The following is a 14,389-nucleotide window of genomic DNA, read 5'->3' as shown; positions in this document are numbered from 1 at the left end:
TCTGGATCATCGAGAACAAGCTATTGCCGCTGGCCGCATCCCGCTTGCTCGGTCGTACTGCGCGAATGCCAACGGACGGCTGACAGGCAGCGCTATCGCCCTGCCTGCCGCCCCCCAAAAGGAAAAGGAATGGCCCCGTTTTTTTTGTGGAATATACTGTATATACAAACAGTGTTTTCCATCATGCCGTTCAAAGCCCCCCTCACCCACGCCGACCTGCGCAACATCCGCGAGCGCCAGCCCTGGAACGCCGACGTCATCTCTTTGCTATGGGAGGTCAAACGGCTGCGATCCGTGCTGCTGCGCGCCTATCAGCTCTCCGCCGACTTGAAGCGGCCAGCCGGCGTGACGGGTGAACTCTATGATGATTTCATGAAGGGCTTGCGGGAAGAGCCCTGTGTCCACGAACGGGACGGAATGACGGCCTCGCTGCTGGAAGCGCCGGTCAGGCTAAGCAAAGGAATGGCGCCTCGTTAGGCGTCACCGCAACGACGCCGACGTTCTTTCAAACGTTGGCAGCCACCTTGCATTCCCGTTCCTCGCCATATCCGAATGGCCAGCGCCGCTTGTTCGGCTCGGGCGACGGTTTCTCGCTATTCATACTAAGCATCCAATTTTCGAATATCGGAATCCTAGCCGCTTATTCGTAACAGCAATGTAAGGGTTCGCAATGATGCCCTTCCGTATTCCAATTCTCTGCGTCGCAAGGATTCACAGCAAAACAGCGCGGACAGTCGTGAGGTCAGCATCCCCCTACGACATCTTCGCGCATATAGAACGTTCCTGGCGCGTCGTGAACTCGAATAAGACATAGTCCAGATCCCCCGGATCCGTACGCGCCGGTTCTCTCAATAGCAGCACTCATTTCAGAACTTCTGCCTGCCCGGCTTTGCCTTTCTACTACTGGCATCCAAGCAGTGATGGAGAACCCCAGTATTGAATGGGCGCGTGCTTTACATGCGTCAAAATAGAGCACTTCAGCTCGGTGACAGTCCTCTCCCTCAGCCCACAATCGGTTGGAACGTGAAGCCGGCCCGCAACGGCCGGTTAACTCCGCCGTTAAGGTGCCGCACGTGATTACAGCGCCAAAGTATCAAATATATACATTTAGTGGTCAACTAGATATATAAAGTCCATTTTTGAATTATTAGCTTTCAAATTGCCAACGAAGTGGGCACATCAACTTCCCAGGAGGAGGATGCAAGCATGGGCTCGCTTGAATATCATGGAAAGAACTCTTAACATAAAGTCCGTCCCCTTTTTGAACAGTCGTAACGACGGGACGACAAAATGTCACCTCATACAGTGTTCTTTCGGTACTCGTTCTTCGTCCCGACCACGACATGGCCACTTCTAACGCGCCTTCGTCGTAGGCTCGGCCTGGCGGCCCGCAGACTCAACGCGGCTCAGTCAGCCTATCTTTGCAATACTCAGCACGAATAGAGGCTCCCGTGACAATCGTGTTGTGCGACGCCTGCTATAGCCTGGCATCCGGTATGGCAGGGATTCCTCCCCACGACAACCTCCGGTATCAAGGCTTTACTCCGCAAGGTGACTCCCGTCCTGGCGATCAGGATGCCGTCGAACGCATCAATCACTATCGATGCATACAGTGCGACACACGCTGGCTGCACAAAATCGGTAAATGGGGCGTCGAGGACGGATTCCGCCTGGCGGTCTGATCCAACGTACAGAGCATCTCCCCATGCAGGAGGACGCTCGTCCTGCATCGCTCCCGCCGATATGCAGGCCCTCTCTTGGCCCGCGCCCCCAGTGCCAACGAAATACCACATAAGACGCACACGCCTTCCTTTCCGTCTGTTGCGGCCGAAGCCACTGCTCGCCGTCCTTTCACGCCGGTCCGCATATTTTTTCGCACATTGATCACGCCCTCTGCATTTCCCCGAGATCGGCCATTGGGCTCTTCAGGCTGCCTGATTCGCATAGCCGGATACGTTGCACAACACCATGTGCAGGTACTCGAAAACCCCGGTCAATAAAAAAATTGAGATTAAAAAGAAATACAAGCCGTCAAATATGATTCAGAAGAATATTTTGTAACTTCGCCCGAAATTCTGAATGCGCGCTTAAAAATATCATTGCTTGTTATATTTCGATATAAAACACTTTCGCAATAATTTGACACTAGCGACCGATTTTTGCCTTTTTTGGGCGAAATTTCGCTATTTCTGAAAAATTTCGTATTTTTTACTCATAAAACTAGGCATAAATCCCCCCTTTTTGCTGATTTAGTAACAGACATTTAATTCGATTGCAAAACGTTTGCGTTTTTTTTCCATATAGGGTTATCCCTATAAATGGGTAACTCAGCTTCATTAATAATTGCCTCAAGTAACTCGAACCATCGATTACTAACACCGTTCTAGCGCGTTTCACTCGCACAACTTTCCATATGGGAGAAAGTCAATGTCGCCCATTTTCCGTTAGCGCCACCTCACCAGCTACGACTTAGGTAGCGCTCATTTCCCGCCCCAAGAATATGTCCGAGTGCATTTATGCACCCGGTGGGGACACCTTTACGCAAAAAATCCCGAGGGACACCATGGCATTAGATATTTCCGTTGGATCGAATACCACCGAGATCATTAACTCCACGAATGCCCCTGCAGACGACATTATTAATGCCGAACTGCTGGGCAACAGTAACCTTATCGTTGACGGCGTCGATGTAACCTTGAATCCGACGGTGGGCGCAGGCGTACTGCAAACCAACACCGTCAGCGCGATCAACGGAGCGAATGTCGTGGTTTCGGGCGTCGCCGGCGTGACCGCCGCAAATGCCATCACCTACAACATTGGTGCGGACTCCTCGCTGCAATACGGAGGCGAACTACTTGACGTCTCTTTGCTGGAAAACACCAAGATCAATTTCGACGCTAACGGTACCGGCACGCTGAAAGTGATCATGCCGACGATCGATCTGAATCTTTCCACCTTTCCGACGATTTCGGGCCTCTCTAACGGCGACCAACTGATCGTCGAAAAAGACAACCTCATCGGCGCGAATACGGTCGGCAACCAGGTTTCCTTCGATGAAGCTACTGGCGTGCTGCAAGTGCAATTCGTGTCCAGCGGCCCGATTCCCATCACTACCAATCTGGCGTCCTTTCAAATCACCGACTACCCCGCCGGCGCCACCTTCAGCATCGACGGTTCCGGTAATGTGGTTTTCGCTTGCTATCTCCGCGGCACCCGGATTGCAACAGTGGACGGCGAGAAGCCGGTGGAAGAGATTCAGGCCGGCGATCGCCTTCTTACCGCCCGTGGCGGAATCGCGACGGTGAAGTGGGTTGGCCATCGGAAGCTGAACAGCAGCCGCATCAAGGCCTCGGATGCGATTCGCGCGTATCCCGTGCGCTTTAGCGCCGGTTCTTTGGCTCCGAATGTGCCCAATCGCGATCTCTACGTTTCGCCGGGCCACCACATGTACTTCGACGGCAAGCTGGTACCGGCCATGCTGCTGGTCAACGGCCAGACGGTTACCCAGGAATTCAATCGCACGTCGTTCGAGTACTTCCACGTCGAGCTTGATCAATTCGACATCCTCATTGCTGAAGGGGCTGCTGCGGAATCGTATGTCGACACGGGCAACCGCGACATGTTCGAAAACGCCGCAAGCGTCGCCATGAATCCCGACTTCGGCGTCATCGAAGGACGCCCGCAGATCGAAGGTATCGAAGTCGTGCGTGGCGGTCCGGTCATCGAGGCGCTGCGCAAATCGATTCTCAAGCGTGCGGAACAACTTACGGGCGTCCGCCGCGTCACCGAAACCGGCCTACACCTTCAGATCGGCGACCGTACCATCGAGTCGGTCAACGGTTCCAACGAAGGTTCAGTACGTTTCGAACTTTCGGCCCCTGTGGACGGCGACGTGATCATTGCGTCGCACTCGGCCGTGGTCCGTGACACCACCGCGCATGCCCGCCGGGACCTTCGCAAGGTCGGCGTCGGTTTGTCGCAAATCGTGGTGGAAACGCCCTCAGGCCGTCATGCCATTGATTTGCAAGATCCCCGCCTGGAAGGCCTGCACGAACAGCAGGATGTCCATGGAATGAGTATGCGCTGGACGGGGGGGGCTGCACGGATCCCGGCAGCCCTGCTTGAAGGCGCAACGGCGATCGAACTGCACATCCTGCGGACCTACACCTACTGGAAGAAGGCAGCCTAAGTACCAATGCGCTCAATGCGTTGCCGCAGAAGCGGCACGCATTGAGCGCCCCTCAGGCATGCGCACGTTCGAATGCGAAGCCGATTCAGGGGCCAGGCGCGCTCCCTTAAACACCAAAGCTCCGGTTTGGAGATGATCTGCATGCAGCAACTAGAGCCATATCGTCACATAAGCGCCTATAGCGACACCAAAGACGTCCACATCGAGGTCGGACTGTGCGACCCCTGCCATGCCTTGGCGGTATGCCGCCCTAGGTCGGACCCGCACCCCGCGCTCCGGTTCCTGGGGTCTATGGCCGCACACTTGAACCCCATTTTGGCGAGAGAAACCGGGGGCCGCGTTGACCAATATTGCTGCATGACCTGCGGAGCCAAGTGGCATCACAGAATCGATCGACACGATGTGGGCCGCGGTTTCCGGTTAGCCCCCGGATAACGCCTGCGGTATGGATTACGGGGCTTTTCCGGCGTGAGTCGTGGACAGCCACGCTTCCCTCGATCATCAGGTTTGGGACGCCGCCGCTCCATCACGCAGCTAGGCTTCCAAGTGCACGTAGCTCTTTCCATTACAGGCTGCCCCATGCTGGTATTGCATAAACGTACCGTCCCGCTCGTCCGCCCCCCTAAAGGCCTGAACGCGGTACCGCCCAGGCTGCTATCCGCGTTGTGGGAGCCGGAGTCACTTCGTCGTTGGGTTCGCTATTGGCTGCAAGATCCGGCAAGCGGGGCCTTGGAATTCGGCTTGTATTACCTGCTCCGCCTTATCTCTGTCGAGCGTTGTTCGGCGATAGGAGCTTGGCGTGGGCGTTACGGCCGGGCTGAGCGTAAAGAGATGGAACAACGGGCACGCGCCGCGTTAGCCATGTTGCGGCCGGATCTGCGCGACGGCGAGCAAATCAACGATCTGATCGCGCAACTGCGACAGAACGCCGGCCGCACCTTCCTGGAAACGCTGATCAGCGACCGCATCAGCAACAGCACGCGGGTGCAGGCGGCGGACCCTTCCGCATTGGCCGAAATTCTGCAAGACCGCCGGCCGGTGATCTTCGTCACCGTGCATACGGCCAATCTGGGCGACACCATGGGCGGCGCATTGCTGGCATTGACGGGACGGCATGGCACGACAGTCACTCGACCTTTCTTGAACCGGTTCCGCCAGCGCTTGAGCGTCAAGCTACGCCCGCGCGCCAATGCTGCAATATTGCCCCCCGGGATCGGCACCACTCGGCAACTGCTACGCCAGTTGCAACGGCCCGACACTTTCGTGCTCCTCCATTTGGACGAAGCGCGCGGCAAGCAAATCCATTTTCCAACGTTTGGCCGGCCGCTACCCCATGGCGGAAACCTCTCCGTAGCAATACGCCTCGCGGCGACCAGCGGCGCACGACTGGTTCCCGTGCACCTCGAGCGTCTTCCTGGCGTGCGCTATACGCTCCATATGAGCAATCCAGTGGTTGTGCCACCAACGGCTACCCCTGAAGACATGGACGCCGTAGCCCGGCAATTGGACGCGCATTTCAGCACAGTCATCCAGACATATTTGTCCGACTGGCTACAGCTCTACTATTTGCGCACCTAAGATCCGCCATTAGGCCGAAACACATCAATTCAGATATATATTTCTTATATATCAATTACTTATCAAAACAGCCCTTGTTCGCGCACGCGAAGTAAGGGCTTAAGCTGGTCGTTTTCCACGGTTTCGCGGTCGCTCGCCGCTCGATAATGTTGAACCGCTGCTACATGGCACGGTCCAACTGGCAAGTAAACCCTGCGATAGGAGGCCACTATGGACTCTCAAAACCCGACTGACAAGTTTCTACGGTGGCCCAGCGATTTTTCACCAAAACACTAAACTGAAGGCCCGCTACGGCGGGCCTTTTTTTCAGAGCCTCCCAAATGCGCAATCCTTACACACTCCTGGGACAGGACCCGACGAAAAGCCGCCCGAGATAGTTTTCCCATACCCATGCGGGATGACTAGATTGCAGGGATACGACTTCCTACCGATGGCAGTGCGTCGCATTTGGGAATAGCGTATACCGGACACGCTGCAAGGCTTTGAGCTCGCAGGATGAGATGAAGGAAGTTCTCTGCTGAAGGGGATGGCGATGCAAGACAGCGATTTAGTCAAGATTCTGGCCACAAGCTTGTTTGGTACGGCGGAAAGGCGCGTGGCGGAAAGGCCCGACAGTCAGCCCGCCAAAGCACCAGACCCATGCGCATCGAAAGCGCCCGAAGCCATGCGCTGGCCCAGCGACTTTCCGGCAAAACACTAATACAAGCGCCGGGGCGCCATGTCCAGCCTCACTGCAGACGCCGCCAACGGATGCATCGGGCTTGGCACAGTCAAATGGCAAAAACGAAACAGCCGCCATTGCTGGCGGCTGTAGGTACCTGATTTCTCAGGATTTCTTTGGTAGGCCCCCCGAGAGTCGAACTCGGCACCAACGGATTATGAGTCCGCTGCTCTAACCAGGCATGAGCTAGAGGCCCAGGAAACGATTACTGCCCTTCCAGGAAGCTCTTCAGCTTATCGGCCCGGCTGGGGTGACGCAGCTTGCGCAGTGCTTTAGCCTCTATTTGGCGAATGCGCTCACGCGTGACGTCGAATTGCTTGCCCACTTCTTCCAGGGTCTGGTCGGTGCTCATTTCGATGCCGAAACGCATACGCAGAACCTTGGCTTCACGCGGGGTGAGAGAGTCTAGCACTTCCTTGACCACATCACGCATGGAGCCGTGCAGAGCCGCGTCCGAAGGTGCCAGGGTGGACGTGTCTTCGATGAAATCGCCCAGGTGCGAGTCATCGTCGTCACCAATCGGCGTTTCCATGGAGATCGGTTCCTTCGCGATCTTCAGGATCTTGCGGATCTTGTCTTCCGGCATGTCCATCTTCTGCGCCAGGGTCGCGGGATCCGGCTCGGCACCGGTTTCCTGCAGAATCTGACGGCTGATCCGGTTCATCTTGTTGATCGTTTCGATCATGTGAACCGGGATACGGATGGTACGCGCCTGGTCGGCGATCGAACGCGTGATGGCCTGACGGATCCACCACGTGGCGTACGTCGAGAACTTGTAGCCGCGGCGGTATTCGAACTTGTCCACGGCCTTCATCAAGCCGATGTTGCCTTCCTGGATCAGATCCAGGAACTGCAGGCCACGGTTCGTATACTTCTTGGCGATCGAGATCACCAGGCGCAGGTTGGCCTCGGTCATTTCGCGCTTGGCCTTGCGAGCCTTGGCTTCGCCGGTGGCCATACGCTTGTTGACGTCTTTCAGGTCTTTCAGCGGCAGCACGACGCGCGTTTGCAGGTCGATCAGCTTTTGCTGCAATTCCTGCACGGCGGGAATCTGGCGTTCCAGCGTCTCGGCGTACGGATGGCCAGCGGCGACTTCGTCCACCACCCACTGCAGGTTGGTTTCGTTGCCCGGGAAGACCTTGATGAAGTGCGTGCGCGGCATGCCGGCACGATCCACACACGTGTGCAGGACGGCGCGCTCAAGCTGGCGCACTTCTTCAACCTGGCTGCGCAACGTGTCGGCCAGCTTTTCGACCATCTTGGCCGTGAAGCGGATGCCCATCAGTTCGTTCTGGATGGATTCCTGGGCACGCACGTAGATGTCCGACTTGTAGCCGTCCTTCTCGTACGACAGGCGCATCTTGTCGAACTGCTTGCTGACCTCGTCGAACTTGGCCAACGCCTTCACGCGCAGGTCTTCCAGCTGCTTGCTGGACATGCCGCCCGCCGGGCCGTCATCGCTTTCGTCTTCGTCGGCGGTAACGCCGGCGCCGGCGTATTCTTCGCCGTCTTCCGGATCAACCAGGCCATCGACGACTTCGTCGATCTGCGCCTGGCCTTCCCGCACGCGCAGGATGTGGGCCAGGATCTCGTTGATCGTGGTCGGGCAGGCCGAGATGGCCATGACCATGTGCTTCAGGCCGTCTTCGATACGCTTGGCGATCTCGATTTCGCCTTCGCGGGTCAGCAGTTCGACCGAACCCATTTCGCGCATGTACATGCGCACGGGGTCGGTGGTGCGACCGAAATCGGAGTCGACGGTGGTCAGCGCCGCTTCGGCTTCGTCTTCGACGTCGTCGTCGTTGGACGCGACCGGCGCGTTTTCGCTCATCAGCAGCGTTTCGGCGTCGGGGGCCTGGTCGTAGACCGCGATGCCCATGTCGCTGAACGTGCTGATGATGCCGTCGATCGCTTCCGCGTCGACCAGATCGTCAGGCAGATGATCGTTGATTTCGCCGTAGGTCAGGTAGCCGCGGTCCTTGCCCAGCTTGATCAGCTGCTTCAGGCGGTTGCGGCGCGCTTCGTATTCTTCCGGCGTGACGGGGCCACGGGCGATCAGATCCTTGGGATCTGCCTTGCCGCGCTTGCCGCCGCGCTTGGGCGGCTTCAGGTCAGGCAGCACTTCGCCTTCGCCGTCCATCGTGTCGTCGAAACCATCGCCGTCGTTATTGGCGTTCTTGGCGGGGCGGCCCGGGCGGCGACCGCTGGGTACCGGACCCGAACGGGGCGCGCTGCCACCCACCAAGTCGGCGAGCTTATCCTCAGCCTTCTTGGCGCGAGCCTTCGTCACTTTTTCGGGCTTATCAGCCGCGGCCGTTTTGGTTGCCTTCTTGGCAGCCGTCTTGGCAGCGGGCTTGGCGACCTTCACCGCCGTTTTGGCGGGCGCTTTTTCCGCCGCCATGCTTACGGCGCGCTTGGCCGCAGGGGCCTTGAGTTCAGCCGCATCAATTGCAGAGGAGGATTTGCCGGTGGATTTGGTCATAGTCGCTTCCGTGGTCGTCGCAACCCGTTTGGGCATGTTGCACCGCATAAAGCCGCCCTGGACGGTGGCCCGGCGCGGCGCAAAATACGGGTAAAACTGGTGAATCGGCGGAGTTCATGCGGCTGCGTTGTTCGCAGCGCCAGCTCTTGCGAGCCCGCTTGGCGTCGGGGCGGTGCAATACCGTTGGGACGCTTGACGTGCATGACCTCATTCCACGGCGGATTCCGGGCGTTGGGGGGGCTGCCTGCCTATAAATAGGCTTTGCTTGCTTATGGGGATGCACCCCTAGCAGCTTATGTAGACACAGCACCCAGACCACTAACGCTACGCGAAACGACACGCCGTTGAACTGCCTGATTCACCGCTCAGCTATCAGCTATATTAATTAACTATGTAACAATTTTGACGCGCGGACCTGATAATTTCTGCGGATCAAATGGCGCTATACATCTAGCACTACACATCTTCAACATCTTCAAACGCAGCGTGCCGTCATGCACAAAGCGCCTACAAGTACTTTCCAGACACGCCTTCAACCGGGTCTTCAACCATGCCTTCAACCGTGCCTTTAAACCTGTCTTCAACATCACTACTGGGTTAGATTCCGCCCGCTGCAATAGATTCCGTGATCTCTCGCACCAACCCCACATTCGCGCCAGGACTATCAGCAAATTCAGGAAGAATAAGCTGCAATCAACTGAAAACGCACCAATGGAGCAAAGAAGACGGACCCGAGGCTTCCCCACCTGGCCTTCCCCCAGGTTTTCCCGCGCTTTGCCCACCCACCAGCAACCCTCGGCTAGCGGACAACCTTTGATTTTAGCGCATTTAGCGTATCCCGGCACCTTTCAGCGTTGCCATGCGGCTGGATAGCTCCACGTAGCGCTTGCGCGCCTCGTCCGTCGACAATCCGGCGGCCGCCAACTTGGCCATTTCAAGCTTGGCCGAATCGAATTCAATGCGTCTCAACGCATCATCCCATTCGGTTTGAGGATCTGGAAGGTCTTCTTGGGACAGAATATCCGCTCGCAATCCCTTGAGTACCGTGGCCAGGTCCGAATCGGGCTCGGCCGCTTCCAGCAGGGCGCCAACATGGCGCGCGCCGCTGGATTGCGCCAGCATGATCAAGTCCCTTACCAATCCTAGATGGGGGCCATGGTCGATGACTTCAAGCTGCTGGTCTCCCATGGAGTCCACCAGCTCGGGATGTGCCAGCAACAACCCAAGCAAGCGCTTGGCCAACGACGGCATGGTGCGGCGGCCTTCGAAGCCCCCGACGTCGTTGTCTCGACGCCCCTTCCAGTTGCCTTTACCGCCTTTCCAGTCGCCTTTGCTTTTCCAGTCGCTCTTGCCCTTCCATTCCTGTTTGCCGCCCGCGCGCTGACCGCCACCCGTGAATTCGCCGCCGCCTTGCGACGCGAATTGACCGTAATCGGGGAAATCCGGCTCGTCGGCAGGAATGTCGTGAAAATCATGCCCGGCAAAGTCATAGCCCATGTCCGGGTGACCACCTTCATGGTCCGCCGCGGAAGATGCCGTTACCTCGCCTGCCAGTTTGGGCGCGGCCGTGGGCGCAAACGGCTTGGCCGGCTGTTGCGCCAGGATCTGCGCCATCTCTTCCGGTGTCAGTTGCACCAGCTTGGCCATTTCCCGCTCGATCTGCACACGCAGCGCGCATTCGGGAATCGCCGCCAAGAGCGGCTTGGCTTCATGCAGGCAACTGGCGCGTCCTTCGGCCTCGTTCATGTTGTGCCGCGATGCCAGCTCGTCCAACAGGAAACGCGACAGCGCCACCGCATCGGCCAGGCAAGCCCGGAAGGCTTCGGCGCCCAATTCGCGCACATAGGAATCCGGGTCGTGCTCGGATGGCAGGAACAGGAACCGAATTGCAATATCGTCACGCAAGACGGGCAGGCAAGCCTGCAACGCTCGCCAGGCGGCGCGCCGGCCGGCTCCATCGCCGTCAAAACTGAAAATCACCTTGTCACTGGCGCGCAGCAGCTTCTTCACGTGATCGGGCGTAGTGGCCGTGCCCAGCGTGGCCACCGCGTTCGCGATGCCCTGCTGCGCCAGGCCGACCACATCCATATAGCCTTCGACCACGATCACCTGCCCTTCCTGGCGGATGGACTGGCGCGCCTCCCACAGGCCGTAGAGCTCGTGGCCCTTCGAAAACAGAGGCGTTTCGGGAGAATTCAGGTATTTGGGCTCGCCTTTGCCAATGATGCGTCCGCCGAATCCGATCAGGCTGCCCCGCACGTTGCGGATGGGAAACATGACGCGTTCTCGGAAGCGGTCGTAGCGACGACCGTCTTCGGACTCAATGACCAGCCCTGACTCCACCAACGTGGGGTCATCGTAATTGGGAAAAACCTGCGACAGGCCATGGCGGTCGGTACCCGACCACCCCAAGCCGAAATGCGCCGCGATTTCACCGGTCAGGCCACGCTGCTTCAGATAACGGATCGCCGCTGGCGACGCACGCAACTGCTTCAGGTAATGCGCCTGCGCGGCATCCAGCACCTGCGTATGGCGGGATTCCTCGGCCTTGCGGCGCACGGATTCCTGCTGCTGGCGTGGACTGCGATTTTCTTCGGGGACCGTCATTCCCGCCGAAGCCGCGAGCGTACGCACGGCTTCGGGGAAACTGGTGCCCGTATGTTCCATCAGGAAAGTGATGGCACTGCCGTGTGCTCCACAACCGAAGCAGTGGTAGAACTGCTTGGTGGGGCTGACAGTAAAGGACGGACTTTTTTCGTTATGAAAGGGGCACAGGCCAAGCAGGTTGGCCCCACCCTTTCGCAACTGCACATATCGCCCGACTACGTCGACGACGTCGACTCGGGCGAGTAGATCCTGGATGAATGATTCTGGAATCAATAGATTCGGGAATCAAAAATCAATACAGGCGCGGGGGCAGTTGTTGGCTACGGATGCGCTTGTAGTGGCGCTTCACAGCGGCGGCGTGCTTGCGCTTGCGCTCGGCCGTGGGCTTCTCATAGAACTCGCGCGAACGCAGCTCGGTGAGCAAACCGGTCTTTTCGATGGTGCGCTTGAAGCGACGCAGAGCGGCTTCAAACGGTTCGTTTTCCTTCAGTCGAACGATAGGCATAAAGTGATTGGCCTGCTTGTAGGGTAACAAAAGTTGATGACAAACCTGGCTTGCTTACCAGCAACGCTGCCGCGGGTCCAGGTCCGCGAAAACATCCCTTCGCCCTATGGGCATGCGCTGGCAGACCAGGCACGCAACCACAACACAAAGGGAGTACCGCGGAAACGAGGAACCTTGGAGCGCAATCCGATATCTATTATCCGGATTTGCGCTGGCTGTTTCCGTTACCCAAAGACTACCCAAAGAGTAACAAGCCAAGTTCGGTTTAGCGATAACCAGCGATTCTAGCATGGTCATGGCCATTTTGACTACTAGGAGGGACACTTGGGGCCTGAAGGCTGCCTGGCGCCCCTCCTCTGGCCGGTGCCGGCTCAGCCCTGGGAGCCCTTGCGGATCCAGGCCTCAAGCTGGTGCGGACGCAGGCTGTCGTAATCTTCGAACGGCTGGTGGATCCAGGGGTTCGTCGGCAGCTTCTCGACATAGTAGTCGGGCGTTGCCTGGGAATGCCCCTTCCACCACAGGACCGCGCTGCGCAGTTCGGTGATATCAGCGAACTGGCTCTTCAAGTGATCATAGACCTTGCTGAAGGTCTTTCCGGTATCGACCATGTCGTCCACCAACAACACCCGCCCGGACAATGTGCCGCGCGTAATGGTGATGAACTGGGCGATATCCATGTCGCCTTGCTTCGTGCCGGCCGCCTCGCGGTAGCTGCTCGTCGCCAGGATACCCAGCGGCACATCGAAAATGCGGGACATGACGTCACCGACGCGCATACCACCGCGCGCCAGACAAAGAATCTTGTCGAACTTCCATCCCGATTGATGCACCTGCAAAGTCAGGCGTTCGATCAAGCGGTTGTAATCGTCCCACGTCACCCACAGATGGCTGTCATCATTGGTCGGCGCGCTCATAGGCAAGCATCTCCTGCTTAAAGATACGAAAAGGCCGCCGCCGGTATGAGACCGGCGGCGGCCTTTGGAATATTAACCCGATGTCAGCTCTTCAGGGGATGACGCAGGACAATGGTTTCATTGCGGTCAGGACCGGTCGACACCAGGTCGATCGGCACACCGCAAACTTCGGCAACGCGCTCCAGGTAGCGACGGGCGGCCTCGGGCAGCTTGTCGTACTCGGTGATGCCGACGGTCGATTCCGACCAGCCCGGCAGCTCTTCCAGCACCGGCTGCGCTTGCGCGACGGCGTGGGCGCCGTACGGCAGCACGTCGCGGAATTCACCGTTGACGCGGTAACCCACGCCCAACTGGATGGTTTCCAGACCGTCCAGCACGTCCAGCTTGGTGATGCAAAGGCCGGAAATGCCATTCAGGCGAACCGATCGCTTCAGCGCGGCGCCATCGAACCAGCCGCAACGGCGCGGACGGCCGGTGACCGAACCGAATTCCTTGCCGATCGTGGCCAGGCGCGTACCGATCTCGTCGACCAGTTCGGTCGGGAACGGACCCGAACCAACGCGAGTCGTGTAGGCCTTGGTGATGCCCAGGACGTAGTCCAGCTGCTGCGGACCCACGCCAGCGCCAGCCGACGCCGCGCCCGCCACGCAATTGCTGCTGGTGACGAAGGGGTACGTGCCGTGATCGACGTCCAGCAAAGCGCCCTGCGCGCCTTCAAACAGAAGGCGCTTGCCTTCCTGCTGCATGGCGTACAGATTGCTGGACACGTCCTTGACCATCGGTGCGATGGCCGGAGCCAGGGCCATGGCCTGATCGCGCACTTCGTTGGCGGAAACCGCTTCGGCGCCCAGGTACTTGGTCAGCACGAAGTTGTGGTAATCCAGCACTTCGGCGAGCTTCTCGTCGAACAACGAAGGATTGAAGAGGTCCTGCACGCGCAGCGCGCGGCGGGCAACCTTGTCCTCGTAGGCCGGACCGATTCCACGACCGGTCGTGCCGATCTTGCCTTCGCCCTTACGCGCTTCGCGCGCCTTGTCGATGGCCACGTGGTACGGCAGGATCAGCGGGCAGATTTCGGAAATCTGCAGGCGCGAGCGCACATCCAGGCCGGCAGCCTCCAGCTCTTCGATTTCCTTGAGCAGGGCTTCCGGGGACAGCACGACGCCGTTGCCGATAAAGCAGGTGACGCCGGGATGCATGATGCCGGACGGGATCAGGCGAAGAATCGTCTTCTTGCCATTGATCCACAGCGTATGGCCGGCATTGTGACCACCCTGGAAGCGGACCACGCCTTGGACGGATTCCGCCAGCCAATCGACGATCTTGCCTTTGCCCTCGTCACCCCATTGGGTGCCGATTACGACTACGTTCTTGCTCATGTTACGAATCAATA

At 58.2% G+C, this 14,389-nt stretch carries 8 protein-coding genes and 1 tRNA gene; 3 read left to right on the top strand and 6 right to left on the bottom strand.

Features of this window, described 5'->3' with window-relative positions; translation table 11 throughout:
• The first annotated feature begins 183 nt into the window (after positions 1-183).
• The 3 genes from CQ050_RS26270 (at position 184) to CQ050_RS26260 (ending at position 5,767) form a co-directional block, all read left to right on the top strand.
• Positions 184-477: a hypothetical protein gene (locus CQ050_RS26270; protein WP_105559804.1), complete on the top strand. Its 294-nt coding sequence runs from the start codon at positions 184-186 to the stop codon at positions 475-477.
• Between the two features lie 2,086 nt (positions 478-2,563).
• Entirely contained in the window at positions 2,564-4,189 is a 1,626-nt protein-coding gene (locus CQ050_RS26265; RefSeq protein ID WP_158266082.1) for a Hint domain-containing protein, read from the top strand.
• 741 nt (positions 4,190-4,930) lie between these two features.
• The gene (locus tag CQ050_RS26260) at positions 4,931-5,767 is read left to right on the top strand and encodes a lysophospholipid acyltransferase family protein (RefSeq protein ID WP_158266081.1); all 837 of its coding nucleotides are present in this window, start codon (positions 4,931-4,933) and stop codon (positions 5,765-5,767) included.
• A gap of 838 nt (positions 5,768-6,605) precedes the next feature.
• On the opposite strand, the gene CQ050_RS26255 is transcribed toward CQ050_RS26260, so the two are convergent.
• From CQ050_RS26255 to CQ050_RS26230, 6 genes are all read right to left on the bottom strand, one after another.
• A tRNA-Ile gene (locus CQ050_RS26255) sits at positions 6,606-6,684 on the bottom strand.
• A gap of 9 nt (positions 6,685-6,693) precedes the next feature.
• Positions 6,694-8,970, bottom strand: a complete 2,277-nt coding sequence (gene rpoD / locus CQ050_RS26250) for an RNA polymerase sigma factor RpoD (RefSeq protein ID WP_105559776.1) — start codon at positions 8,968-8,970, stop codon at positions 6,694-6,696.
• Between the two features lie 828 nt (positions 8,971-9,798).
• Entirely contained in the window at positions 9,799-11,850 is a 2,052-nt protein-coding gene (gene dnaG, locus CQ050_RS26245; RefSeq protein ID WP_105559775.1) for a DNA primase, read from the bottom strand.
• A gap of 19 nt (positions 11,851-11,869) precedes the next feature.
• Positions 11,870-12,082, bottom strand: coding sequence for a 30S ribosomal protein S21 (gene rpsU / locus CQ050_RS26240; protein ID WP_006218592.1), 213 nt, complete (start codon positions 12,080-12,082; stop codon positions 11,870-11,872).
• A gap of 371 nt (positions 12,083-12,453) precedes the next feature.
• Positions 12,454-12,996, bottom strand: a complete 543-nt coding sequence (locus CQ050_RS26235) for a phosphoribosyltransferase (protein ID WP_105559774.1) — start codon at positions 12,994-12,996, stop codon at positions 12,454-12,456.
• Between the two features lie 83 nt (positions 12,997-13,079).
• A complete protein-coding gene (locus CQ050_RS26230) occupies positions 13,080-14,375 on the bottom strand; it encodes an adenylosuccinate synthase (RefSeq protein WP_199196937.1) in 1,296 nt (431 codons plus the stop codon).
• Positions 14,376-14,389 lie beyond the last annotated feature (14 nt).

Source organism: Achromobacter sp. MYb9 (assembly GCF_002975275.1).
Lineage (GTDB): Bacteria > Pseudomonadota > Gammaproteobacteria > Burkholderiales > Burkholderiaceae_B > Achromobacter.
The sequence above is the reverse complement of the archived record's forward strand: the minus strand, read 5'-3'. Positions and strand labels throughout refer to the sequence as shown.